At 44.4% G+C, this 25902-nt stretch carries 21 protein-coding genes; 12 read left to right on the top strand and 9 right to left on the bottom strand.

Annotated features, from left to right (window positions below; all coding sequences use genetic code 11):
* Positions 1–107 precede the first annotated feature (107 nt).
* Together AC23P2_RS08705 and AC23P2_RS08700 are read right to left on the bottom strand one after the other, a co-directional pair.
* Positions 108–2033, bottom strand: a complete 1926-nt coding sequence (locus tag AC23P2_RS08705; protein ID WP_487772830.1) for a tetratricopeptide repeat-containing sensor histidine kinase — start codon at positions 2031–2033, stop codon at positions 108–110.
* Positions 2030–3934, bottom strand: a complete 1905-nt coding sequence (locus AC23P2_RS08700; protein WP_487772829.1) for a sensor histidine kinase — start codon at positions 3932–3934, stop codon at positions 2030–2032. The genes AC23P2_RS08705 and AC23P2_RS08700 overlap by 4 nt, the downstream gene beginning before the upstream one ends.
* A gap of 128 nt (positions 3935–4062) precedes the next feature.
* On the opposite strand from AC23P2_RS08700, the gene AC23P2_RS08695 reads away from it, so the two are divergent.
* From AC23P2_RS08695 to folB, 3 genes are all read left to right on the top strand, one after another.
* The gene (locus AC23P2_RS08695) at positions 4063–5511 is read left to right on the top strand and encodes a M61 family metallopeptidase (RefSeq protein ID WP_487772828.1); all 1449 of its coding nucleotides are present in this window, start codon (positions 4063–4065) and stop codon (positions 5509–5511) included.
* Between the two features lie 74 nt (positions 5512–5585).
* Complete coding sequence (locus AC23P2_RS08690; protein ID WP_487772827.1) at positions 5586–6383, top strand: DivIVA domain-containing protein; 798 nt, start codon at positions 5586–5588, stop codon at positions 6381–6383.
* A 185-nt stretch (positions 6384–6568) separates the two neighbouring features.
* Positions 6569–6919 carry a dihydroneopterin aldolase gene (folB, locus tag AC23P2_RS08685; RefSeq protein WP_028525015.1) on the top strand — a complete coding sequence of 117 codons (351 nt, stop codon included), beginning with the start codon at positions 6569–6571 and terminating at the stop codon, positions 6917–6919.
* 64 nt (positions 6920–6983) lie between these two features.
* Here folB and AC23P2_RS08680 read toward each other — a convergent pair whose 3' ends face one another.
* Positions 6984–8450 (bottom strand): Gfo/Idh/MocA family protein, encoded by a 1467-nt coding sequence (locus tag AC23P2_RS08680; RefSeq protein WP_487772826.1) that lies wholly within the window; start codon positions 8448–8450, stop codon positions 6984–6986.
* 154 nt (positions 8451–8604) lie between these two features.
* On the opposite strand from AC23P2_RS08680, the gene AC23P2_RS08675 reads away from it, so the two are divergent.
* The 4 genes from AC23P2_RS08675 (at position 8605) to AC23P2_RS08660 (ending at position 12879) form a co-directional block, all read left to right on the top strand.
* Positions 8605–9375, top strand: a complete 771-nt coding sequence (locus AC23P2_RS08675) for a M15 family metallopeptidase (protein WP_487772825.1) — start codon at positions 8605–8607, stop codon at positions 9373–9375.
* Complete coding sequence (locus AC23P2_RS08670; RefSeq protein WP_487772824.1) at positions 9372–10823, top strand: BamA/TamA family outer membrane protein; 1452 nt, start codon at positions 9372–9374, stop codon at positions 10821–10823. The genes AC23P2_RS08675 and AC23P2_RS08670 overlap by 4 nt, the downstream gene beginning before the upstream one ends.
* A 106-nt stretch (positions 10824–10929) precedes the next feature.
* Positions 10930–11538 (top strand): hypothetical protein, encoded by a 609-nt coding sequence (locus AC23P2_RS08665; RefSeq protein ID WP_487772823.1) that lies wholly within the window; start codon positions 10930–10932, stop codon positions 11536–11538.
* A gap of 12 nt (positions 11539–11550) precedes the next feature.
* A complete protein-coding gene (locus AC23P2_RS08660) occupies positions 11551–12879 on the top strand; it encodes an NAD(P)/FAD-dependent oxidoreductase (protein WP_487772822.1) in 1329 nt (442 codons plus the stop codon).
* 127 nt (positions 12880–13006) lie between these two features.
* Here the strand turns inward: AC23P2_RS08660 and AC23P2_RS08655 are convergent, their stop codons facing one another.
* Positions 13007–13657 carry a Uma2 family endonuclease gene (locus AC23P2_RS08655; RefSeq protein WP_487772821.1) on the bottom strand — a complete coding sequence of 217 codons (651 nt, stop codon included), beginning with the start codon at positions 13655–13657 and terminating at the stop codon, positions 13007–13009.
* 163 nt (positions 13658–13820) lie between these two features.
* Entirely contained in the window at positions 13821–16178 is a 2358-nt protein-coding gene (locus AC23P2_RS08650; RefSeq protein WP_487772820.1) for a right-handed parallel beta-helix repeat-containing protein, read from the bottom strand.
* A 227-nt stretch (positions 16179–16405) separates the two neighbouring features.
* On the opposite strand from AC23P2_RS08650, the gene AC23P2_RS08645 reads away from it, so the two are divergent.
* The 5 genes from AC23P2_RS08645 (at position 16406) to AC23P2_RS08625 (ending at position 20116) form a co-directional block, all read left to right on the top strand.
* On the top strand, positions 16406–17251 hold the full coding sequence (locus tag AC23P2_RS08645; protein WP_487772819.1) for a helix-turn-helix domain-containing protein: 846 nt from the start codon (positions 16406–16408) through the stop codon (positions 17249–17251).
* 66 nt (positions 17252–17317) lie between these two features.
* Positions 17318–18001 carry a hypothetical protein gene (locus AC23P2_RS08640; RefSeq protein WP_487772818.1) on the top strand — a complete coding sequence of 228 codons (684 nt, stop codon included), beginning with the start codon at positions 17318–17320 and terminating at the stop codon, positions 17999–18001.
* A 34-nt stretch (positions 18002–18035) separates the two neighbouring features.
* Positions 18036–18866: a helix-turn-helix domain-containing protein gene (locus AC23P2_RS08635; protein ID WP_487772817.1), complete on the top strand. Its 831-nt coding sequence runs from the start codon at positions 18036–18038 to the stop codon at positions 18864–18866.
* Between the two features lie 75 nt (positions 18867–18941).
* Positions 18942–19580, top strand: a complete 639-nt coding sequence (locus tag AC23P2_RS08630; RefSeq protein ID WP_487772816.1) for a cupin domain-containing protein — start codon at positions 18942–18944, stop codon at positions 19578–19580.
* An 11-nt stretch (positions 19581–19591) separates the two neighbouring features.
* A complete protein-coding gene (locus AC23P2_RS08625) occupies positions 19592–20116 on the top strand; it encodes a helix-turn-helix domain-containing protein (protein WP_487772815.1) in 525 nt (174 codons plus the stop codon).
* A 166-nt stretch (positions 20117–20282) separates the two neighbouring features.
* Here the strand turns inward: AC23P2_RS08625 and AC23P2_RS08620 are convergent, their stop codons facing one another.
* From AC23P2_RS08620 to bshC, 4 genes are all read right to left on the bottom strand, one after another.
* Positions 20283–21623 carry a right-handed parallel beta-helix repeat-containing protein gene (locus tag AC23P2_RS08620; RefSeq protein WP_487772814.1) on the bottom strand — a complete coding sequence of 447 codons (1341 nt, stop codon included), beginning with the start codon at positions 21621–21623 and terminating at the stop codon, positions 20283–20285.
* A 31-nt stretch (positions 21624–21654) separates the two neighbouring features.
* Positions 21655–22641 (bottom strand): hypothetical protein, encoded by a 987-nt coding sequence (locus tag AC23P2_RS08615; protein WP_487772813.1) that lies wholly within the window; start codon positions 22639–22641, stop codon positions 21655–21657.
* Positions 22642–22711: 70 nt separating this feature from the next.
* Complete coding sequence (locus AC23P2_RS08610; RefSeq protein WP_487772812.1) at positions 22712–24139, bottom strand: CotH kinase family protein; 1428 nt, start codon at positions 24137–24139, stop codon at positions 22712–22714.
* A gap of 127 nt (positions 24140–24266) precedes the next feature.
* Positions 24267–25823, bottom strand: coding sequence for a bacillithiol biosynthesis cysteine-adding enzyme BshC (bshC, locus tag AC23P2_RS08605; protein WP_487772811.1), 1557 nt, complete (start codon positions 25821–25823; stop codon positions 24267–24269).
* Positions 25824–25902 lie beyond the last annotated feature (79 nt).

The following is a 25902-nucleotide window of genomic DNA, read 5'->3' as shown; positions in this document are numbered from 1 at the left end:
CGCCGATGGAAATAGCTTCATTAAATCATTTATCAGCGAAAATCTGCGTTTGTATTGTTCTGCGGGATTCTGCAGGTAAAAATGAGACTATTTACTTAACAGTGTACTTAGTTTTTGAAGTTTAAACGTACTGCGCTCCCTTTTTGTAAAACCGATTCTATGACCAACGTCCCTCCAATCTGCTCCGCCCGTTTTTTCATGTTTTTTAGGCCGTTGCGCGAGTTTACTGCCTCGACGTCAAAACCCACGCCATTGTCTAGTACCATCGCTTTCCAGCTGCCACTCTGCCCCTTAAATTCGACTTTTATCAAACTCGCTTGCGAATACTTAAAGGCATTATTAAGCGCCTCTTTTACAATCAAATACACGTTCTGACGCACTTGCAAAGGCAAACTCAACGATTCTATTTCCTTGTCAATCACCAAATCAAACTCCACATCTTTCGACTCAGCCAACGGTTTGGCATACTCCCGCAAACGCGTAAACAAATGCTGCATTGAGTCGTTACTGGGGTTTATCGTCCACACAATGTCATCCATCGACTCCAACATTTGGCGCGCATCCGCGCTGATTTTACTCACCATCTGCTCCGCTTTTTGGGGTTGATTAGTCGCCAATTGTTTTTGGGTCAACCCACTCATCAGCGAAATACTACTCAAGGTACTCCCAATCTCGTCGTGTAAGTCGGCCGCAAGCTTGTTGCGCAGTTGTAGGGCTTCCTGCAAACGGCGGTATTTACCCCGATTGATAACAAACACAATACTTAACAACGCCAACAGCAACGCCAGCCCGCCGCCGATTAACCACAACCGATTTTGCAGCAACTCTTGGTCTTTGAGTTGGGCGTCTTGTTGAAGCAGTCGAATCTGCTGCTCCTTGGTTTTAGCTTCATATTTAGCAATAAGCTCTTGAAGTTGTTGTTGGGTAGCGCCTTTTTGGGTCGAATCGTTGAGTGCCGTACTTTCCAACAGGCTCTGATACGCTTTTTTAAACGACTGATTTTCTACGTATAAATCAGACAGATTTTTTTGATATTGGGCAATACTGTTTGGGTCGTTTTGTTTCTTGGCAATTTCCAACGCCTCCTTCAAATACGCTTCGGCCCGCTCGGGTTGGTCGATTTCACGATAGACCGCTGCTAAATTCGACTTGGCAACCGCCACCGAAGTAAGTGCTTCGAGCCGCTGGGCCAGTTGTAGCGACTGTTCAATGTATCGGATTGCTTCTTTAGGTTGTTTTAATTGCTGGTACATCCGTCCGATGTTCACCAAATAATCTGTTTGTCCGCGTAAAAACTCACCTTTTCGAGCTAGGGAAAGGGCCAATTGATAATTTTTGAGTGCCTCTTTAGGCTGGCTCAAATCGTCATAAATATTTCCGAGTAAGTTGTGGTGAATGGCCGCATTTCTCCAGTTTTTGTTTTCAGTATCAATAAAAGTAGCTTTTCTAGTATATGCTAAAGCTTCCTGCGGACGTTTGAGGGCTTTCAGTGCATCTCCAATGGCTGCATAAATACTTGAATAAGGCTTGAGTTTGTATTTTTCCTGTATTTCAAGGCATTTGAACGACATTTTCAATACCTCATCGTAGTTGCCTAAGGTATTATATAGTGTTATAACGTTGCTGTATGCTTCGTAGATTGTGTTGCCAGGAAGCTGTAAACGCTCGGCTTCTTGCACGGCTTGTTGAAAATAAGCCAACGCTTTGGCATAGTCAGTTTTGTAATAGTACATCGTCGCCCGTATTCTTGTATTGGCATACTTTCCTAGTGGGTAGTTATATTTCAGCGCCAATGGTTCTGCTATTTTCAGAATCGAGTCTGCTTTATCATATTCTGCCGTTTCGTTAAGCAGCTTGTTTGCGTACCGATTAAGCGCCCATACGTAGTTGCTATCTTTGGGAGCGCTTTTGAGGTATAACACCAACGAATCACGGGTATTGGGGATTTGGGCCATTGTCGTCCCCCCCCAACATACCACAAAAAAAACGGAGATAAGTACTGCGTATTTACGCCTAGGTATCAGTTTTATCATGGATTAAATTGCAAAGTAACTTCTGTATTCTGACCTTTTTGACTTTTGATGTTCCATATAGCCCCAATCTCCTCGGCCCGTTTTTTCATGTTTTTGAGCCCGTTGCGTGAGTTTACTGCCTCGACGTCAAAACCCACGCCATTGTCTAGCACCATCGCTTTCCAGCTGCCACTCTGCCCCTTAAATTCGACTTTTATCAAACTCGCTTGCGAATACTTAAAGGCATTATTAAGCGCCTCTTTTACAATCAAATACACGTTCTGACGCACTTGCAAAGGCAAACTCAACGATTCAATTTCCTTGTCAATCACCAAATCAAACTCCACGTCTTTCGACTCAGCCAACGGTTTGGCATACTCCCGCAAACGCGTAAACAAATGCTGCATTGAGTCGTTACTGGGGTTTATCGTCCACACAATGTCATCCATCGACTCCAACATTTGGCGCGCATCCGCGCTGATTTTACTCACCATCTGCTCCGCTTTTTGGGGTTGATTAGTCGCCAATTGTTTTTGGGTCAACCCACTCATCAGCGAAATACTACTCAAGGTACTCCCAATCTCGTCGTGTAAGTCGGCCGCAAGCTTGTTGCGTAGTTGTAGGGCTTCCTGCAAACGGCGGTATTTGCCCCGATTGATAACAAACACAATACTTAACAACGCCAACAGCAACGCCAGCCCGCCGCCGATTAACCACAACCGATTTTGCTGCGACTGAAGCTCCGACTCCTTTTGTAACAGCTTGATTTGTTGCTCTTTTCGTTCGGTTTCAAACTTCATACTCAACTCATCCATTCGTTTTTTTTGTTGTTGTGAAAACAGCGAGTCACTGAGTTTCTGGGCTACTTTTTGGTTTTCGTAGGCGCGTTTATAATCTCCTTTTTCAACAAACATTTCGCGCAACGCTTGGTAGATGTAGCCTTGGTATTCGAGCGACCCGATTTCTTTAAAAATCGCCAAGGCATCCTTCAGATAGGTTTCTGATTTCTCGTATTGTTTCTGAGATTGGTAATATTGCCCCAGGTTCCCGTAAATCGCACCGAGGTGATGAACCAGATTAAGTTTTTTTGCAATTTCTTCCCCTTTTTTCAACGCCGCCAAATCTTCTTTTGGCTTATTTAAACCTCGGTAAACCGACGATAGGTTGATGGCAATGTCCACCATAATAGCCTCATAATTAACCTGCTGCGCATAACTATCTGCTTTTTGAAGGTAAGACAAAGCCCGTTGGTATTCTTTTTGTTCGGCCAGCAACGACCCAATTCGGTTGTTAGTCACGGCTATTCCTCGCACGTTATTTTCTTTGATTTTGATGGCTAAACTTTGCTGAAAGTACGTGAGAGCAATCTCGTCTTTCCCTTGAAGGTGATAAATAGCCGCCGCAATATCGTAAGGAGAACTTCCTGATAGTTTGGGTAAACGTTCTCGCTCAAAAATCTTGATAGATTCCAACACGTACTTCAATCCCTCTTCGTTGTTCCCCATTAAATGAAGAATCATGCCTACGTTCGTCAAGGCGCGTTGTTGTGATGCAAACCCCAACGAAGACGATTTGGTCAACTGCAACGTTTTTTTGTAAAAGTCCAACGCTTCGCTGTATTTTCCTTGCACGTACGCACTCCGCCCTCGCAAATCGTACGAATCAAACTCTCCTTTTTTGTTTTTGAGTTGCTGGGCCAACGTCAGCAGCACTTTCGCCAGCGAGTCTCCAGCTGCGTACTCAGATGCTTCTAATTTGTTCCAAGCATATTCCCTGAGCGCCTGTAAGTAAAGGGTGTCTTTGGGGGAAGTGGTTAAAAACTGAATCAGCGAGTCGGTTGACTGAGGTACGGTGCGTTTTTGGGCAACGGCCGTTATGCTCAATCCCCAAAAACATCCTATTAATACATAAAGAGTTTTCATCGGAAAGCAGGGGGTAAGAATTTAGGTTTAAGGTACATGTATTTAGGAAAAGAAACTACAAATTGACTTTGGAAAACGCTTTTTGCTATTTTTACCTAGTTTTGTTCCCCTCCATTGACTAACATCGTATGTATTATCTCCTATCGTCCCCCCATCCCGAAAGTCGTTTTATTGAAATCGAATGTACTTTTACCCACGTTGAAACCGACATTCTTGAGATTCAGCTCCCTGCTTGGCGACCTGGACGGTATGAGCTACAGCATTTTGCCAAAAATATTCAGCGTTTTGGCGTTTTCAATAAAAATAATGAATCACTTACTTTTCGGAAAATCACCAAAGACCGCTGGCAAGTAGAAACAGGCACCGAAACCGAAGTGGTGGTTCGTTACAACTACTATGCCAATGTACAAAATGCAGGAAGCAGCTACGTCAATAATGACTTTTGGTATGTTAATCCTGTGAATCTTTGTGTATATGCCGATGCTTTTTTGAACGAACCCTGCACGCTTCAGCTTGCTATTCCCGATACATACCAGATTGCGTGTGGATTGCAGCAGATTGCGCCCAAAACGCTGCTTGCCAAAGACTATTACGAACTCGTCGATAGCCCTTTGATGGCTTCCGAAACGATCCAACACCGTACCTATCAGGTGCAGGATACCACGTTTTACGTTTGGATGCAAGGGAATATCAAGCCCAATTGGGAGCAAATTGTCGCCGATTTTCAGAAATTTTCGACTGCCCAAATTGCCGCAATGGGCTCTTTTCCCGAACCCGAATACCACTTTTTAAACCTGATTTTGCCCACTCCGTATTACCACGGTGTTGAACACCGACACTCAACGATGGTCGTACTTGGCCCCGACGACGAGGGCGATGGCCTGTACCTCGACCTCCTCGGCGTAAGCTCACACGAGCTATTTCACGCTTGGAACATCATTCGGATTCGGCCCAAAGAATTACTTCCGTACGATTTTACCAAAGAAAATTACTTCTCGACTTGCTTCGTCGCCGAAGGAGTTACCACCTACTACGGCGATTTGTTCCTGCGGCGTTCGGGCGTCTTTAATGATGAGGGCTACTACCGCGAACTACAAACCTACATGAAGCGTCATTTTGAAAATAGCCGTCATGCTCAGCAATCGCTGGTAGAATCATCGTGGGACTTATGGCTCGACGGCTACGAGAAGGGAATTCCGCAGCGAAAAGTATCAGTATATCATAAAGGAGCGTTGGTAGCGTTAATTCTTGACCTAACCATTCGCAAGATTCACGGACACAAACGGTCACTCGATGACGTTATGTACTCTTTATGGCAAAGATTTGGCATACCTTTTGTGGGATATACGATGGAAGACTACCAAGCAGTGGTTGAAGAAATTGCGGGGGAAGCGCTTCCGTGGTACTGGAACGATTGTATTTTGAGCAATTTACCCCTCGAAAATCACTTAAACAATGCCCTCGCATGGGTAGGTTTACACATGGTTAGTTTGGGAGACGGGACAGTCCAACTACAAGAATTAGAAAGTGACCCTGCCGTTTTAGAACGAAAAAAATGGTTAAATGGCAATATTTAAGGCATTTTTGAGTGTTTTAACGGATTTTTTCATACATTAACACCAAATTATCAGGCATAAATCTAACAACGACAATGAAAATCACGCCGATTGAGATTCGTCAACATACTTTCCAAAGAGTCTTACGTGGATACGACGCAGAAGAAGTAAACGCTTTTTTGGCCTCTTTGTCTCACGAATGGGAACGCGTGCTCAACGAAAACAAGATGCTAAAAATGCAGCTTGAAATAGCCGAAAAAGAGCTCAACAAACTTCGGGAAGTAGAATTGACGATGTTTAGAATGCTCAAAACGGCCGAAGATACCAGTACCCAAATGACCGAGCAGGCCAAAACCGCCGCCGAAAAGTACATCGAAGACGCACGCCAAAAAGCCGAAGAACTCGTCAACGAAGCGCGGAAGAAGTCGAATATGCTCGTCATTGATGCCGAAAACCAAGCAAAATACGTGCGCGAAGAAATTATGAATGATTTTAAAAATCAGGAACGTGATTTCAAAGCCATGGAAAAATACCGCGACAACTTGATTGTTCAGCTCAAAACCCTCGCCAATAATACGGTGGATAGTGTGGAGCGTTTTGAAAAGAAATTTGCCCAAAATACGGTAGCAGAACGTCTTGAAGACCTAAAAACGCAAGTGTCAGAGGCCATTCAGCAAGGAGAGCAAACCCAACAAGCTCGCTTAGAAGCGGAGAAAATTGTGGAAGAAATCGTGGAAAGCCAACCTCCCGTAGAAGAAATAGCGCCAGAGCCTGTACAAGAAGTAGTAGCCGAGGCGATTACAGAGGAAACTGTAACTGAAGAAACAACTGACGAACCAACCCTTGAAGAGCAAAAACCTAAGCAAGAGGGCTCATTCTTTGACCAAATCTAGGCTCAAATCAAACCTGTGAGGTTTTGAAAACCTCACAGGTTTAGTAGCACCCTTTTAGACTTTCCAAGATTTTGCTCAATCAAATATCCAAACTTGGAAAGTCTCTGTATCAACACTTTAGACTTTTCAAGTTTGTACTCAATCAAAAACCAAACTTGGAAAGTCTTTAACACACATTATATATTTTGGGAACAGTAGCATTAGAAGGAATTGAAATATTCGCTTACCACGGCACATCGGATGAGGAGCAAAAAATTGGGAACAAGTTTTCGATTGATGTCACCATACAAACCGATTTTTTAGAAGCCGCCCGCCTAGATCGCCTGCGCGACACGGTCAATTACGAAGTGGTATATAAAGTGGTGGTAGAAGTGATGAGCAAGCCAAGTCGGCTGCTGGAACACATTGCATACAATATCATCGAAGGACTACGCGCAACCTACCCCAACGTAGAAAGCATCGAAGTCAGCGTTTCAAAATTTAACCCGCCCGTCGGGGGCGTCTGTGCGCGTTCGCGCATTACGATGAAAGGGTAAAACAAAGTGCCCCCGTCTGCCAAGCAAACGGGGGCGCTTTTTGTATCATCATCGGCGAAATAGCCTACACCAATTTCCAACCTTCGCGGTACTGACGCGAGACAAACTGGTTCGCATCGTCGAAGTTTGTAATCTTCATGTTGTTACCATCCCACAACAACTTCTTACGTCCGTAGTAGTCGAAGCCATTGCCTTTTGGTTGACGAAGCATGTAGCTACGAATCGCTAGGTTACCCATCAATACCGTTTCGGTTAGTGGTCCTGAGTAATCAAACGATGACGTCAAGCCTTTGTGCTTGTCGCTACCAAAACCTGCCTTACAAGCCTCTGTCCAGTGGATTTGGTGGCCGTATTCTGGCAAGTTTGTTGGCGCAGCGTACTTGCTATCTTTCGCCATTTCCACTTTGTCGCCGTTTTTATAATAAATCTTAGGATTGTTGCCATACATATCGCAAGCAATGATTCCCTTGCTACCAATCATCAACACCCCGTTCGCGCCGTTTCCGTCGGTGCTAAGTGGTTCGTTGGCAGGAATCCAATCAGGGTGGAACGGACGCAAACCGCCGTCCATCCATTCCATTTTCAATGGGCTCTTATTTTTCGCAGTGGCAGGGAATTTAATTTCTACCAATGCCGACGGCGGACATCCTTCAGGAATCCACTCTGGGTTCCAGTCTTTCAAGAACACCGAACCTATGCTACACTCTACTTCCGTTGGGTAGTTAAGGCCCAAGACACGGAACGGAGTATCGATGGTGTGGCAACCGATGTCACCCAACGCGCCCGTACCGAAGTTCCACCAACCACGCCATTTGAACGGGTGATAGCCAGGGTGATAGTCAACCCACTGCGCAGGCCCAACCCACTGGTCCCATGCAACGCCTTCTGGCATATCAGGCTTGCCCGTTGGTACAGGAATCCCCTGTGGCCATACAGGACGGTTGGTCCAAATTTGAACCGTATGCACAGGCCCTACTAATCCTTTATTGAACCACTCAACCATTTGTAGTTGTGCAGGATTTGACGCGCCCTGGTTACCCATCTGCGTCACCACTTTGTACTTACGAGCCGCTTCCGTGAGCATACGCGCTTCGTAGATATTGTGGGTCAATGGTTTTTGTACATAGACGTGCTTGCCCAATTGCATGGCCGCCATCGCAATCACCGCGTGGTTGTGGTCAGGCGTAGAAATGGTAACGGCATCAATGTTTTTGCCTTCTTTGGACAACATTTCACGCCAATCTTTGTACTTAGTTGCGTTAGGGAAACGCTCGATTGACTTCGCAGCTTGTTTGTAATCCACATCGCAGAGCGCCACCACGTTATTGGCTCCGTTGTTTGATGCGTTAAAAATGTCACTTGTTCCCTTGCCACCTGCTCCGATGGCTGCCAAATTAAGTTTGTCAGATGGTGCAGTATAACCCTTTCCAATCACATGGCGGGGCACAATAAAAAAGCTACCTACGGCCAAGGCGCTCTTTTGCACGAAATCACGTCTTGATACCGATAAGGTCTTTTGTTTTGATTTCATTGGTTTAGTAGTTTTTTTAAGTTGTTTGAACAGACTCATAACTTAAAGCACAAAAGCAGGCAATAATTACCGTTTTATTGCGCATTTTTTTAGAAAAGATGCTAAAACTCTGCTTACTTTTGAGATTGATTAGAGACAAAAAAGCAAACGCCTGATGTATAATACGTTCTTAAAAGCAAAGTGGACTATTGGGGAGACTGTTATCGGTTATTCGTTATCGGTTATTGATTATTGGTTACAAAAGGGAAGAATAATCGCAGCGCTGTGGCTTTTTGGAAGCCTTTCATTGGCTGGTCATGCCCAGACAAAGGTGGGTACTTTGGAGAAAAAATTTATCAAACACGGTCTAGTGGACATCCAAACCCTCGACCCTACGCTCAAGGTTGAGCTCAAGTACTCCACGACCGACAATTTCATCAAAGAAGATGTATATGGCGACTTAGAGCGCGCTTATTTACAACCCATGGCCGCCCAAAAATTGGTAAAAGCCAATCAGTTTTTAAAACAAGAAAAGCCTAATTATACGTTATTGGTGTACGACGGCGCTCGTCCGCTGAGTGTTACCAAGATTTTTTGGGCACGGATGAGTCACTTGCCTTATAATCGCCGCGAAGATTTTGTGGCCGACCCTGCCAAAGGCTCTATTCATAACTTTGGTTGTGCGGTTGACCTAACCATCGCCGACGAAAACGGTAAGCCGCTTGATATGGGCACTATTTTTGATTTCTTTGGCGTTAGTGCCGAACCACGACGCGAAGCCGAAATGCTAAAATCGGGCAAACTATCTCGCCAACAAGTCGAAAACCGCAAGCTGCTACGGCACGTCATGCTCAAGGCAGGATTTACGTCGATTCAGACCGAATGGTGGCATTTCAATGCCTTGTCTCGCGCCAAAGCAAAAGCTAAATACGGGTTTATTGAATGATGCTCCTTCTCACTTTATTTCATGGATTTTGGCTTTCACTGTTTGGTCATTCAGTGAGCGACACGTCTCAATACATTCGCTTGCGCCAAGTTACTTTTACGGGCAACTATCGCACGCGTGAACACATCATTCGTCGTGAAATGGACCTGCGTACAGGCGATGTGATTACGGTACAAAAGCTTGATTCGCTGCTGGAGTACGACCGTCGCAAAATCCTCAATACCAACTTATTCATTACGGTAGAGCTTAAAAGAAAAACGATAGATGCCGACACCACAGGCATGGCCTTTTATACAGCCGATGGGAAACTCATCGCTCCTCCCCAAACCATCGACTTAGAGGTGGTGCTAAAAGAACAATGGTATTTGCTGGCTTTTCCTGTATTTGAACTCGCCGACCGTAATTTCAACGAATGGTGGTACGAACGCGGGCGCGACCTAAAACGCACGATTTATGGCACTTACATTTTGCACCAAAACCTGACGGGCAACAACGACCGCCTTCGATTACGCGCCGAGTTTGGGTTTATTCCTCGGCTCGATTTGTATTACTCCCGCCCCTATTTGGGTAAAAAGCAAAAACTAGGCATGACCGTCGGAATGATTCGGCTTACCAACCGAACCTTGCCTTACCGTACCCGTGCCGATAAACTTATTTTTTTCCCGAGCGATAGCCGCGTTCGTGAACGACTCAATCCTTACGTTACTTTTACCTATCGGCCACGGTTTTACGGTTTTCATTCGGTAACCGCCCAATATTCGCATACTACCCTCAGCGATACCGTGGCGCGCATAAATCCTAATTATTTTTTGGAAGGCCGCCGACAACAGCGTTATTTCCAACTGAGCTATTCGCATTTTTTTGACCGCCGCGACCGTGTCCAATATCCTTTAAGAGGGTTTTATTATGGAATAGTTTTTAGCCGATTAGGACTTTTTTCTTCCGATGATGTTCAACAATGGGAGGCTACTGCCAACTATGGACAATACTTCTCCCTAGGCAAAAAGCTCTTTTTTAGCTACAGTCTCAAAGCCAAGACTTCTAGCCCCTTCTTGCAACCTTTTTTACAAACGCGGGGGTTGGGCTACGGCACCGACCTTGTACGCGGATATGAATTGTACGTCATTGATGGTCAACACTTTGCTTTAGCCAAAACTAATTTGCGCTACCAACTATTAAACCGAACATTTAACTTGAGTAAGTTCATCAAAATGCGCCAGTTTAATACCTTCCCGTTGGCGATTTATCCCAACATCTATGCCGATTTTGGTTATACCCGAAACCAATACAGTTCGCTAAACAACAGCACATTGGCCAACCGCCCGTTGATGGGTGTAGGAATAGGGCTGGATGTAGTAACTTGGTATAATTTTGTGGGACGTCTCAATTATTCCGTCAATCACTTGGGCGAAGCACGTCCTTATTTTTCAATAGGCCGAGAGTTCTGATTTTCACCCAACAACGTATTAGTTTCCCATTAAAAAGAAGTAAGTCATTGGTATAGAAGTGTATTTAGCCCTAACTTAGCAGGGATTTTAAGCAAATTTGGACGAAATGACTCATTATTACCCAAAATACACCTACTTATTAGTCTTGGCTGGCGTTGTCGCAATCTTGTTTTCGTGTGGGAAAAGTAACGAAAAAACAGCCGAACAAAAAGCTGCTACCGATACAGCCAATGCCGTCAAAACGCCCGTTGTAAGTAGCAACCAATCAGAGCTATTGAAGCTCGTCATCACGCCTCAAGGGGGCGATTTTCGTGGTTTTAAGTTTGGCGACCCGTTGAGCAAAATCAAGGCGGAAGAAAAGTTTGAATTGTTTGAAGACAGTACCGACCACGTAGGTTACACGCACGAAACCGAGAACTTTGAAGCGATTGACATTCTTTATTACCTCGACAACAACAAAGCCCTCAATGGCGTCCGCGTGGATATTTATCTCAACGAAGCCAATGATGCTCAAAGCTTATACACTCAATTTGACACCTATTTGTCGGGGAAATACGCACCCGATTCGAAACAAGGCAAACGCACTACTTGGAAAGCCAGAAGCGGGATGCTCGTAACGTTAGAAGATGTCAGCAAAGGCAAAGATTATGGGCTTCGCATTGGTATTGGTGCCAATTCAAAATCGACCGTGAAAAAGCCCAAACCGTTGCAATAACCACTTTTCAATATGCACGTTGTTATCATCGGGAATGGAATTGCGGGCATCACAGCCGCACGAGAGCTGCGCAAACGTAGCGATTGCCGCATCACGGTTATCTCCAAAGAAACCGACTATTTCTTTTCCCGAACGGCGCTCATGTACGTGTATATGGGGCATCTCAAGTTTGAGCATACCCAACCTTACGAAAACTGGTTTTGGCAAAAAAATAAGATTGAGTTGGTCAGAGGAATGACTGAGTCTGTTGATTTTGCTCAGCGTAAGTTACTTCTTTCAGCCGATAGCCAAACGGTTATTTACCAGCCAACCCTACTTGAGCGCCTTACAAAAGTAGCCTCAAAACCAGCCACTTCCGCCTCTCAAATACGCGAACTCTCTTACGATAAACTTATCATTGCAACGGGTTCTGTGCCTCGTTTTGGCGCCTGGCCCAACACCCATTTGGATGGTGTCCAAGGGCTTTATAGCTTTCAGGATTTGGAAAAACTCGAACGGTCGTCGGAAGGAGTGAAACAAGCCGTGATAGTGGGTGGTGGATTAATTGGGGTAGAATTGGCCGAAATGCTTCATTCGCGCGGCATTCATGTGACCATGCTCGTGCGCGAATCGAGTTACTGGAGCAGTGTATTACCTCCCGAAGAATCTGCTCTTGTAACTCAACATGTCCAAAAGCGCGGAATCAACCTGCGATTTGGCTGCGAATTGGCCGAAATACAAGGTACTCAGAAGGTGGAGCGCGTCATCACTTCGCAGGGTGAAACCATTGATTGTCAGCTTGTAGGTATTTCAATCGGCGTTGAGCCAAATATTGATTTTTTACGCAATACTTCCCTCGAAACGCAACGCGGAATTTTGGTCAATGAGTATTTAGAAACCAACCTTCCTGACGTATATGCGGTTGGTGACTGCGTCGAACACCGCACACCCCCGCAAGGCCGTAAATCGGTGGAGCAAATTTGGTACACGGGCCGAATCATGGGCGAAACCGTTGCTCAGACCATTGGTGGTCAAAGGACGGCTTATCGGCCAGGCATATTTTTTAATTCGGCCAAATTTTTTGACCTCGAATACCAAACCTACGGCGAAGTTCCCGCCCAACGTACCGACGGCATTCAGACCTTTTATTGGCAACATCCAAACAAGGAAATCGCCATCCGAATCAACTACCGACAAGACACACGAGAAGTTACGGGTTTTAACGCCCTTGGCACTCGCCTTCGTCACGCTACTTGCGACGCGTGGATACGCCAAAAACGCTCGTTAGACTACGTGCTAGAGCACTTCCAAGAGGCCGACTTTAACCCTGAATTTTTTGAGAAGCTGAGGTTGTCTCACTGACGTCTGACCCATCTTTACTACCGTTGTGGCTATTTTGACCCCAATCACTTGTTACGAGATTTTAAGCAGTTTATGGGCGTCGTCCCCTCAGGTTTTGATTTTGAGAATGTAGTGATATACTAAAACCTTACATCAACTTTTTCAAGGTTTCGACGTTTAGAGCTTCGTCAAATACAGCCCGAATTGGAATGTGAAACCCTTCCATGACAAAACTTTTAATCTGCCCTTCTGCCGATTTAAGAATCAGTTCGTATTCGCCTTCTGCGTAGTGATACTGTTCAATGGTTTGGTGGTCGGGATCAATAATCCAGTATTCTTCTATTTGGTGTGCCTGATAATCTTTGAATTTTACCCCGCGGTCACGCTCTTTTGTACCCTCTGACAAAATTTCAATCACCCAATCAGGAGCAGGAAAAAGTGTTTGCTTTTCGGTAAAGATGGCGGCTTTCTCTTTTTTGAAGAAACAGATGTCTGGCTCATAATCATTACGAGTGAGCGTAATCATGATTTTTTCAATACCTACAAAACCGAGTTGATTTGTATCGGCGTAGATACTCATCAAACGAGCTAGTAACAACGAAGCCGTATTGTGGCGCTTCATCACAGGCGAATGAACGATGATTTCACCATTGATAAATTCCGCTTTTTCTTGTTCGGTGATGTCATTATAAAAAGCAATTCTTCGCTGCTTTTCATTTTCAAGTGCCACTTCAATGGCTTGAATCAAAAAGTAAGCGTCTGGTTCATTCAGAATTTCAGAAATAAGGCGATTGCTCATGGTACGTTCAGTTGGTAAACAAATGTACAAAAAGTCAGGTTAAACGCATTAAAAAAGTAGCCTCAGCGAGGCTAAATCTTAGTAGAAAAAAGGGGGGGGGCGCCACTAAAGGTTTTTTATGGCAATTAGTAGCCAAATCGACTTTTGGAGCGTAGCGTCGCCCTCATTTTAGCATCACTACTCGTTTCACCCACTGCTGATTGCGCAACGCCTCTACGTCCATGTGTCCCTGCCAGTTAACTTCTTGGTAGATTTCTAGCAAATCCCGAATGGTTTTGACAGGCTTGTTATTGGCCACGCGGATGACGTCTTTGGGCTGTAAACCAGCTTTCGACAATAGGCTATTGGCCGCGACGCTCGTTATAATCACACCCGTTTCGTCGGGGAGGCCGTAGGCGGAGCGTTCGCCTAAACCTTCTACGTTTTTGAGCGTACTTCCTAGCCAAGTAATCACAACGGCCTTTCCTTCCACCGATTCATTGGTTAGGAGTGTTGGCAACTCAGGCTGTAAAGCTCGTTTTTTTAGGGCTATTTTCTGGACGCCAAACGACTGCATCGGGAAGTTTTTAAAACCGAGTGTCAGCGCCAGCGAAGCGTTTTTGACCGTGTAGTTTCCCTCCGAAGCATTCACAAAAAGAGGGTTTCCCGCTTTACTTCGGGAGTCGGTGCCGTTCTTTTGTGCCAACGCCAAGGCCGCTGCATCAGGGAATAAATTTTGGTCAATCTCCTTTCCCCAATCGTTGATTTGAATGGGAAAATACTTTTTCATCACAATGTTATGCCGAAATACATCGTGGCTATTTTTGAACCAAACGTGCGGATGAAATGAGTTGTTGACCATGATGTTGTTCTCAACCGTTCGGTAAAAACCTTCCCGAAGCTTGAGGCCACCATTGAGGCAAACGTTGTTGTAAATATGGTAGTTAGACGAGCCATCGTCGAGGTCAATATCCCAGCCGTGGTCGCAGCGAAAGCGGTTATTACGAATAATCGTCGTTTGCTGCGCATCAAGCAGTATCAATTCTGGATGTACCGCTGTTAGACTATCCATATAACGTCGATTGGCGTACCAAAAACGGTCGCGTCCCCAAGAATTAAACGCGCCGTGGTCGCCCGTTTCTAGGACGGTGTTAAACACATCGTTGTACTCCAGCACGTGCCCACCCCACGCCCCATCGCCGATGTTTATTCCTGCTCTTGGCGTATTGTAAATGCTATTGTGGCGCACGGTAATCTTCGCCGACATTTCGATTTGAACACCCGTCGCCTGCTTTTCGATTTGCCCCACGTCATGAATCAGATTGTCAACAACCGTGCACGCTTGCGGGTAATTATTGGTTTGAGGCCCAGGCGTTTTATCCAGTTTTTCGTAGGGAATCGACCACTCATACCGAAACGAAGGCGAACGTACGGCCTTGGGATCGCCCACAAACGCCACAGCACTCGCCCCAATATGATGAATATAACACCCTTTGACAGTATTATTTCTATTGTATTTGCTCATTACGACGGCATTCCCTCCTAAATCGGCAAATTCACAGTCGGTAAAGGTACAGTTTTCTGCTCCCTCAAACAGCACGGCTCCGCCACGAAAAAACGTCCAATCGCTGCGCACCAACGGCTCTTTGGTTTCCATAAAGCTACGTTCAGTATGCGTAAAATGCAGGTTTTTGAAATGAACATTACGCAAAGGTTTTTCGGGAGTGCCGCGCAATTCTACTAAGGTGTATAGTCCCGAGGTTTCCACCCGTGCTTTGGCAAGGTTTACGTTGGGAGGGGGAATAAAATACAACGTACGGGTCTTTTTATCAAAATACCACTCATGCGATGCATCCAATTCTTCCCAAATATTTTCGACAAAACGGTGCTGTTTGTGCATCGACGAAGGACGGTTGTTTTGCCAGCCCCCCTCCAACGCCAACTCTCCGTTTTGATTTTTTCCCATAATTAAGTAATGAAATCCGCCCCATTCGCCCGAGTGAAGGGCGTGTACATAGCCTCCTTCGGGTTGACTCCACGTCCGTACGCGTTCGGGGGCTGTTGCTTCCGCTGATGTTCCATGAAATACCCGAGCGGTAGAGTCATAGTTAGGAAAACGTGCCAAATGCTGTAATTGGCCATTGATAAAAAGTTGTTCGAAGACACCACTGCCGTTTACCTGAGCCTGATAAATACCATTTTTAAACGGTTTCCATGCCAGCTGTATGGCCTCTCCCCCGCTAATGGTTACTTTTTCGTGGGCATATGCGCCGATTTCTAACGATGCGGCCTTCACTTCATCGGCGTTCAACACAATAGGAGCGGACAAATAATAAACCCCCTCGCGCAAAAAGATTTTCACCTTTCCTCCTTTAACTTGCTTGGCTAAGGCGATGGCTTTGGATACGCTTTTGAAGGGCCTTTGCAACGTACCTGCATAGGTATCTTGCCCGTTAGGCGCAACATAGTACGTCACTTGAGCACTTGCTACCGAAACGAAGAGGCAGTTTATCACCCACAACGCAAAAAAACGTATCATCATCAAAAAGCGAGGTTGAGAAATGAAGGAATAATTTGCCGACTTATGTGTATCTAAGTGAGCATTTCACAATCAAAAAAGCAGTTTCAAGCCTATTTTTACTTTTGTTGACACACCCTGCCGTCATCAGACACCACTTCGTCGGGGCGACTTATTTAGCGGTATCCTGTTTTAAAACTTCATTGTTTACATTTGAACTAGCTCACTATCAATCTATTTCAAAGAAAAGAATGGTTTTTGAACACATTACTCCCTCGCCTTTCCTTGCCCCCTTTGTGAAAAAGTACCTACTGCTGCATTTTAAGGTAAAGCAGGGCAATGTATCTTTTGTGAAACCATACCCGCCTTGCCCCGAACAATGCCTCACTTTTAACCCACGAACTCCGCTTACGAGTATCAATCAGCACACCGACGAGGTGATACGGAGAGGAGCTTGTTATGTATCAGGGCAACAAGTTTCGAGGCTTAACTTGCACATTTCAAACGATTATATCATGCTCAAGGTGGTGTTTTGGCCCGACGCCATGTACCAATTATTTGGCGTCCCACTTCGTTGCATTACCGATCAATATCTCGACACAGAAAGTGTGATTGGACACGAGATAAAAACTGTCAATGAGCAAATGGCCAATGCTTCCTCTTACCATGACATCATTACAATTGCGGAGGCATACTTGTGGCAAAAAGCAAAAAAACGAAAAATTGACGCGAGTCCAGTGGCTCAAATTGGACAGTTACTGATTAAAAACCCTAATCGTTTTTCGTTAGATTGGCTGGCAAACCAAGCGTGTTGGAGTCCACGACATCTGGAACGACAGTTTATTGAACGAATGGGCGTTAGCCCAAAGTTTTTGGCACGCATTAGCCGTTTTGATAAAGCATTTGAGTTCAAACAACAAAACCCATCGCTCGATTGGCTCAGTATCGCTTTACAAACGGGGTATAACGATTACCAACATTTGGTCAAGGACTTCAAACAATTTGCGGGCGTTACACCCAATCTTATCCTTCAAGCAGAACTGGACTCTCCCGAACGCCGACTGGGGCTGGTGAACAAAACAATGGCTACGCGCTAAATCCTGTCGTTTTTTTACCACCTCTACACGCTTAAAAGGGCGTATGTTTCGCAAAAATTTACCACGATGGAAAAAACCTACCGCTTCCTACCCTACTTTTTTGTTGCCTTTTTTGTTTTGGCAATTTACTGCTTCTACCAAAGCTACTTTGGTGAATTTCCAGACTTTCAAGGCGTTATCAGTCCCATTGGCAACACCCCTATTGCTATCACTGGGGTTACACACTTTCACGCGGTGATGCTCATTGTTTGGCTATTAATGCTCATTGTTCAACCGATTTTGATTGTCCAGCAAAAACGCGAATGGCATAGACTGGTGGGCAAAGCATCGTATGTGGTGGTGGCGTTGATGGTTGTATCACTACTATTGATTATTAACCAAGAACAAAGCCGCGAAAAAAGCCTGCCTGTTTTCACGGCCAACCTGTTCGATGTCCCCGTTTTCTTGGTATTCTACGGTTTAGCCATTTACTTTCGCCGAAAGCCCGCTTACCACGCCCGATTTATGGTGATGACGGTCATACCCTTTATCAACCCTGCGGTGGCACGTTTGCTTGTCAATGGTTTGGCTGTGCAGCTGGGTTTGTGGTTGTTGTTTTTTGTGGTGGAGTTTTTTACGCGAAAAACGTTCAAGCCTTTCTTCATTGGTTTGGGATATTATGTGTTCAATTTGGCTGTTGTCGCCTATTTATTTTTGGGTAATCAGCCTTTATTGAATCAAATTTGGCAAATGTTTTTTGGGAAGTCGTAGTTTTTCTAAATTTACTTCATTTAATGGTGAACAGATGGTACTTCTGCCACACATACTTCCCCAACCCGCTTTGCGACCCTACGTAAAGTACTTTATGGTGTTGCACATCAAGCTTCATGACGTACCAGCACATTTACGTATCAAACCCTATCCACCTGACGCCGACCAAATGCTGTATTTCTACCCCCGAAGCGAGGTGAAAGTCATCGTTAATAATAATAGCGATGTACGTTCGAGTCCTAGCAGCATTTTTGTTGGTCAGCAAACTGAACGTATCAATCTGCAATTCGGCGAGGATCACCTCATCATTCAGGCCTGTTTACAACCTGGTTTTTTACATTTGTTTTTGGATAAAATGCCCATGAAACTCTTTAATTCCAAAGAGTTGGACGCGGAAAGTGTAGGTGATACCGACATGAAATTTCTGAATGAACAGTTACAGGAAGAAACCGACTATTATCGAATGGTGGCTCACATTGAAGCTTATTTACTGAACAAATTAAAAAGGAAAAAAATTGAATATCAGCCTATTGACCAAGTAATCGACTTTGTAAAAAATACGGAGAAAGCCGTGTCGTTGGATTGGCTTGCCAATCAGGCCTGTTTAAGTCCGCGCCAATTTGAACGCAAATTTCAGGAACGGATGGGAGTAGGCCCCAAGTTTTATGCCCGAATTGTTCGATTTGACAAAGCCTTCAAAATGAAACTGCAACAGCCTCATTTAGATTGGCTCGATGTGGCCTATCGTTGCGGATATTTTGATTATGCTCACATGATGCGGGATTTCAGGGAGTTTGCCGAAGTGACTCCCTCTATGTTACTTGCTCAGGATAGCGTGTCGCCCGACAAACAACGGTTGTGGTAAAATGTCGTTTTTTTACAGTCAGCAAAGGATTGACAACGACTACATTTGCCTTACTTTCAACCGTTAATAAAACTTATGAAAAAGATTGGACTATGGCTGCTTTATGGCGTAGGAGCTTATTTGGCGATTGCCGTTCTCTGTCAGTTATTGCCGAACAATAAGCCTGATTTTGCTCAAGTATTTGAACCCAATAGCCATATTGGGAATAAACAACAGGGAAATGAGCTTATTATTTTAAGTTACAAAAATGGGATTGTACGAGTAAAAGGGATTGTAACTTCCCACGCGGAAGGGCCGCCAGAACACGTACATTTGGGTTTTGATGAGGCATTTTCGGTAGAGTCGGGTACGCTTTCGCTCATAGTAGCGGGGCAACATAAAGTACTTAGAAAAGGCGAGTCATATACCGTACCGCGAGAAACGTATCACCGCTTTTTTAATGAAACAGATTCTGCCGCCGTATGCATGAACGACGCCCCTGCTTCTTTTATATTCATGCTGAGTCAGTTGTATGGATTAATCAAAGACGATCCTGCCATATTTACCTCGCCTCGTTTTCTCTTGCAACAGGCGGCTTGGGGCAATGATTTCGACAGTTATTTAAAAGAAGGGCCTCCCCCCTTGGTGATTAAAATACTTCGATTCTTATTGTTGCCCATTGCGAAAATAAGTGGTTATCACTATTCAAATCCGAAACACTGGCCACAGAAATAAGTCTTTTGTAGATGTACGAGCTTCTACATCAGTACGTAGAAGCACAAGTGGTTTTGGGACGAGAAATCAATGATGTAGAAGACCAGCTGGCTCATGCGACTACCTACGACGAACTGCCGCTTATTCTCGACCGCTACTTTACGAAGAAAGTCTCCTGGGTTAAATTTGGGTTTGAGCCAATCGACAAAATTGGTGGTATTATATTAAGTAACCCACAAGGGTTTAATCTCTCCCAAACAGCCAGTGACGCCTGCCTAAGTTTTCGCCAATTTGAAAAACGTTTTGAGCGACAAGTAGGCGTCACTCCTAAATATTTTGCCCGTATCTGTCGATTTTATCAAGCTTACTCACTCAAAGATGCCCGTCAAGACTTAGACTGGTTGAGCATTGCGGTGAAGACTGGTTACACTGACTATCAGCATTTGGTCAAAGATTTTAAGCAGTTTGCAGGTGTTACGCCCAATATGCTGATTCAAGAAAGCAATCTTAACCCTGAACGTCGCCTTCAGCTAAATTCTAATTTTGTAGGGCTGTAGCACCCTTTTCCTATCCAAATGATTTATTCACTTGTAAATCAGGTTAAACGCATTAAAGAAAGTAGCCTCAGCGAGGCTAAATCTTAGTAGAAAAAAGGGGGTTCGCCACTAAAGGTTTTTTATGGCAATTAGTAGCCAAATCGACTTTTGGAGCGTAGAGTGGCCTTCATTTTAGCATCACTACTCGTTTCACCCACTGCTGATTGCGCAACGCCTCTACGTCCATGTGTCCCTGCCAGTTAACTTCTTGGTAGATTTCTAGCAAATCCCGAATGGTTCTGACAGGCTTATTGTTAGCCACGCGGATGACGTCTTTGGGTTGTAAACCAGCTTTCGACAATAGGCTATTGGCCGCGACGCTCGTTATAATCACACCCGTTTCGTCGGGAAGGCCGTAGGCGGAGCGTTCGCCTAAACCTTCTACGTTTTTGAGCGTACTTCCCAGCCAAGTAATCACAACGGTCTTCCCTTCCACCGATTCGTTGGTTAGGAGTGTTGGCAACTCAGGCTGTAAAGCTCGTTTTTTTAGGGCTATTTTCTGGACGCCAAACGACTGCATCGGGAAGTTTTTAAAACCGAGTGTCAGCGCCAGCGAAGCGTTTTTGACCGTGTAGTTTCCCTCCGAAGCATTCACAAAAAGAGGGTTTCCCGCTTTACTTCGAGAGTCGGTGCCATTCTTTTGTGCCAACGCCAACGCCGCTGCATCAGGGAATAAATTTTGGTCTATCTCCTTTCCCCAATCGTTGATTTGAATAGGAAAATACTTTTTCATCACAATGTTGTGCCGAAATACATCGTGGCTATTTTTGAACCAAACGTGCGGGTGAAATGAGTTGTTGACCATGATGTTGTTCTCAACCGTTCGGTAAAATCCTTCCCGAAGCTTGAGGCCGCCATTGAGGCAAACGTTGTTATAAATATGGTAGTTGGATGAGCCATCGTCGAGGTCAATGTCCCAACCGTGATCGCAGCGAAAGCGGTTATTACGAATAATCGTCGTTTGCTGCGCGTCGAGCAGAATCAGTTCAGGATGCACCGCCGTTAGGCTATCCATGTAACGTCGATTGGCGTACCAAAAACGGTCGCGTCCCCAAGAGTTAAACGCGCCGTGGTCGCCCGTTTCCAGAACGGTGTTAAACACATCGTTGTACTCCAGCACGTGCCCGCCCCACGCCCCATCGCCGATGTTTATTCCTGCCCTTGGCGTATTGTAAATGCTATTGTGGCGCACGGTAATCTTCGCCGACATTTCGATTTGAACACCCGTCGCCTGCTTTTCGATTTGCCCCACGTCATGAATCAGATTGTCAACAACCGTGCACGCTTGCGGGTAATTATTGGTTTGAGGCCCAGGCGTTTTATCCAGTTTTTCGTAGGGAATCGACCACTCATACCGAAACGAAGGCGAACGTACGGCCTTGGGATCACCTACAAACGCCACAGCACTCGCCCCAATATGATGAATATAACACCCTTTGACAGTATTATTTCTATTGTATTTGCTCATTACGACGGCATTCCCTCCCAAATCGGCAAATTCACAGATCGGTAAAGGTACAGTTTTCTGCTCCCTCCAACAGCACGGCTCCACCACGAAAAAACGTCCAATCGCTGCGCACCAACGGCTCTTTGGTTTCCATAAAGCTACGTTCAGTATGCGTAAAATGCAGGTTTTTGAAATGAACATTCCGCAAAGGTTTTTCGGGAGTGCCGCGCAATTCTACTAAGGTGTATAGTCCCGAGGTTTCCGCCCGTGCTTTGGCAAGGTTTACGTTGGGAGGGGGAATAAAATACAACGTACGGGTCTTTTTATCAAAATACCACTCATGCGGTGCATCCAATTCTTCCCAAATATTTTCGACAAAACGGTGCTGTTTGTGCATCGACGAAGGACGGTTGTTTTGCCAGCCCCCCTCCAACGCCAACTCTCCGTTTTGATTTTTTCCCGTAATTAGGTAATGAAATCCGCCCCATTCGCCCGAGTGAAGGGCGTGTACATAGCCTCCTTCGGGTTGACTCCACGTCCGTACGCGTTCGGGGGCTGTTGCCTCCGCTGATGTTCCATGAAATACCCGAGCGGTAGAGTCATAATTAGGAAAACGTGCCAAATGCTGTAATTGGCCATTGATAAAAAGTTGTTCGAAGACACCACTGCCGTTTACCTGAGCCTGATAAATACCATTTTTAAACGGTTTCCATGCCAGCTGTATGGCCTCTCCCCCGCTAATGGTTACTTTTTCGTGGGCATATGCACCGATTTCTAACGATGCAGCCTTCACTTCATCGGCGTTCAACACAATAGGAGCGGACAAATAATAAACCCCCTCGCGCAAAAAGATTTTCACCTTTCCTCCTTTAACTTGCTTGGCTAAGGCGATGGCTTTGGATACGCTTTTGAAGGGCCTTTGCAACGTACCTGCATAGGTATCTTGCCCGTTAGGCGCAACATAGTACGTCACTTGAGCACTTGCTACCGAAACGAAGAGGCAGTTTATCACCCACAACGCAAAAAAACGTATCATCATCAAAAAGCGAGGTTGAGAAATGAAGGAATAATTTGCCGACTTAGGTGTATAACAGTTTGTCTTCTAGATTTTAACGAATAGCTTTGACTTGACTTCTCAACGTATTTGTTGCATTTTGCCAAATAAGAAGTGTCGTTGTTTTTTTATTCGCCACGTTCATAATATCTTTATTATGAATATTATCTGCCTCAATAATATAAGGTTCAATTTGTTTTGCCCACTTATCTAACTGGAAAATTATTTTATCGTTTGCAACGAAGTTATTTTGAAAATAACTTTTGGTAGTATTATATTCTTGGTCAAAATTAACCCATGCTTCCGTTAGCTTTTCACAAGCAGCCGAACGATGTTTTAAATTACCACTTCCTTTGGCAAAAGGCAAACAGTTATTCGACGTTTCACCCCATTTGTCTGCCAAAGACGTATTTTCGTTTGCATTCTTGATTATGTGTTCAAAAGTGCCATCCATATCCCATGGAATGAGATGCATTTTTCTATTTTTTTTATCTTCAAACCAATAATAATTGTGATTTGTGCAAGAGTTTACCGTTTCGTTAGTACAATACCAATGAAACGGGCCATCATCATGCCTAATTGCTCTATCAACCACAATATAAGACACTAACTCACTGATTTTCATATACTTCTTTACCACATCTTTGTTGTTTGATGCGTTAGAAGACGCAATCGCTTGCCCAAATTCTTTGATTAAGTTAATGTCTTTCTCTTCTTCATTCGTTTTTAACGCATTGATAAAAGCATCATCCGATTCCACTTCTCCATTGGCTTTTACTGGCCAAACTTCCTTGTAAATATTCCCTTTACCTTCTTTATAAAAATATTCTGCAAAACGGTTATCAATCTCTTCCGTAAGGCCATATAACCCTGAATATTTTTTATTAATAAGTAACCTGGCATGAACTGATCGCGGAGAAGGAACGCCCATTTCGGCAAAAAGCCAATAGGCTAAACGTTCGCGAAGCTGGGATTTGTCGTAGTTCTGCGAATGAAATTGAAGTTTATTTAAGTCAAAAAACCGTTCTTTACGATTTTTCCAGTTAATTTTTATTTGCAAACTGAGTTTTTCACAAACTTTTTGACCCGAAGGCTTCGTCCAATCGCGGTTTGATAAACAACCAGCAAAAGCCCCAATTGTACCTTTGTAACGTACACCAATTGGGCTAATTGTATCACCCTCAAATATCAAAGCTCCTTCTACATAATCTTGATTGACAGGGTCGAAGTTGAGCTTTTCTAAATCTTTGTCTCTAATAAGTAGCTCAAAAGTCTTTACCTTCTCTTGATTATAGATATAATCAGAGTTTTCCTTTAGATAATTTTCATTCCCTTTGGGTTTTATATTGGGTAAATCTCCACTGGGAATAACAGAACTTATGGGAGTCGGCTTATCTCCTTCTGAACAAGAAACAACTGTTATTAAACCTAAAGTAGCAAGTCTCCATAGCTTATAAAGCTTATTTAATCGATAGTTTTTCATGGCGTGTACATTTTTATTTTTAAAGTATTGAGTACTTTGACAAAACAAATCGGTACTTGAACCCTACTATCACTAAAAATTCACTTTTCTATAGAGCCCTTACTATTAAGTAGTTGAGCCCTATCTCCTACTCTCCTTCTTCGGTCAAAATATTAAAGCAAAAATCAAGGGGATTAAAATGTGCCAACAGTTTCTCGATGAACGTGCTATCGTTGAGATAAAAATTAAGGAAGTTTTCACTTCGCTCCTGCAACCCTCCGCTCGGGAAAAGTTTCGCTTTTAAACCCAATAACTGATTTACTTCCGTTTCGTGATTGCGCTCTTCCGCTTTTTGAAGGCGTTTTTCTAAATTTTCGAGCGTATTCAGCATTTTCACTTTTTCGGCATTAACCGCTCCTTCAAGGGTTTTGTCAATGGCCAATGCTTTGTGCAAAATATCGTTGAAAACCTCCTCTATCGCCTTTTTTTCCTGCGCTAATTCCAGCGACACCGTCGATGTTTTTTCTACAAAAGACTTACGCAAGCGCACATCGTCCCAAAATAGGTTTTCGACCGTCACCCCCAGCTTTTCCGCCCGTTTTTGGCTCGCTGCGTTTACGTACAACGCAAAATTACGCGGCAACAACAACGGAAATGGTACTTGATAATGATCAAAAACTCCCTTCAACTGCATCCAATATGGTACTTCCGAAGGGCCGCCGATATAGGCTAAGTTGGGTAAGATGATTTCTTGGTACAAAGGACGCAATACGACGTTGGGGCTAAATTGCTCAGGGTGCGCGTTGGCCAAGGCCAAAATTTCAGTTTCGGAGAATGAAATATCTGAATTGAGCGCTTTGTATTCGTCTCCTTCTTTCACAATCCGTTCGCGTAGGCCATCCGCCAAATAGAAGAAATTGATTTCACGCGGGCTAATCTGGGTGTGGTATCCGAGGCTTTCGATGGCTTCCGTGGTACTTTTTACCAAATCAAACGCCTTTGAATTTTTGAGTTCGTCTTCGATAACGGGCAGAAACAAACGTTTTAACGCCGCATCATCGCCATCCACACACACCAAGCCATCTTTACCAAACAAATCATTCATGTAACAACGCACAGCATCCGCAAGATTATCGTGGCGTAAGTAAGCCTTTTCAAAAATAGGCAGTCGCTCAGGCAAAATCTTAAGCGCTTCACCCAATTCTCTTGGATTCATTCGACCAACAGCACCTTTTTGTTGGGTTTGCCACGTATATTTTTTACCAAAAAGATTGAAATAGCTGATTTCGTCGAAGTCGTGGTCTTCGGTCGCCATCCAATACACTGGCACAAAGTCATAATTGGGATAAGCAGCCTTGAGCTGACGCGCCAAGTTGATGGTCGTTACAATTTTGTAAATGACGTACAACGGCCCAGTAAAAATATTGAGCTGATGTCCCGTTGTGACGGTAAACGTATTTTCTTGCAATAAGCTAGAAAAATCAGGTTTATGACTCAAATGAGCGTATTGACGTTCGAGCGATTGCACCAACACCTCCCGATGTTGAAGGCTAAACGTTGCCTTTTGCTGAAGTTGTTTTTCAAAGTTTTCAAGAACAGGAAATAAACCGTAAAATGGCTGTAACTGGTCTTTTTGGGAGATATAATCTAAAAAAAGCGGGGGAAACGCCCCTGTGGATGCAAGTGGTAAGGGTTGACAGTGCATGAGTTGAGAAAAATAGCGCCTTGAGTCTATCTCCCTAAACCAAACATATCGCCGTAAAGTTTCCCTATCTTTGCAAACT

The sequence above is a fragment of the Runella sp. R0.1_18 genome, assembly GCF_057652155.1.
The sequence above is the reverse complement of the archived record's forward strand: the minus strand, read 5'-3'. Positions and strand labels throughout refer to the sequence as shown.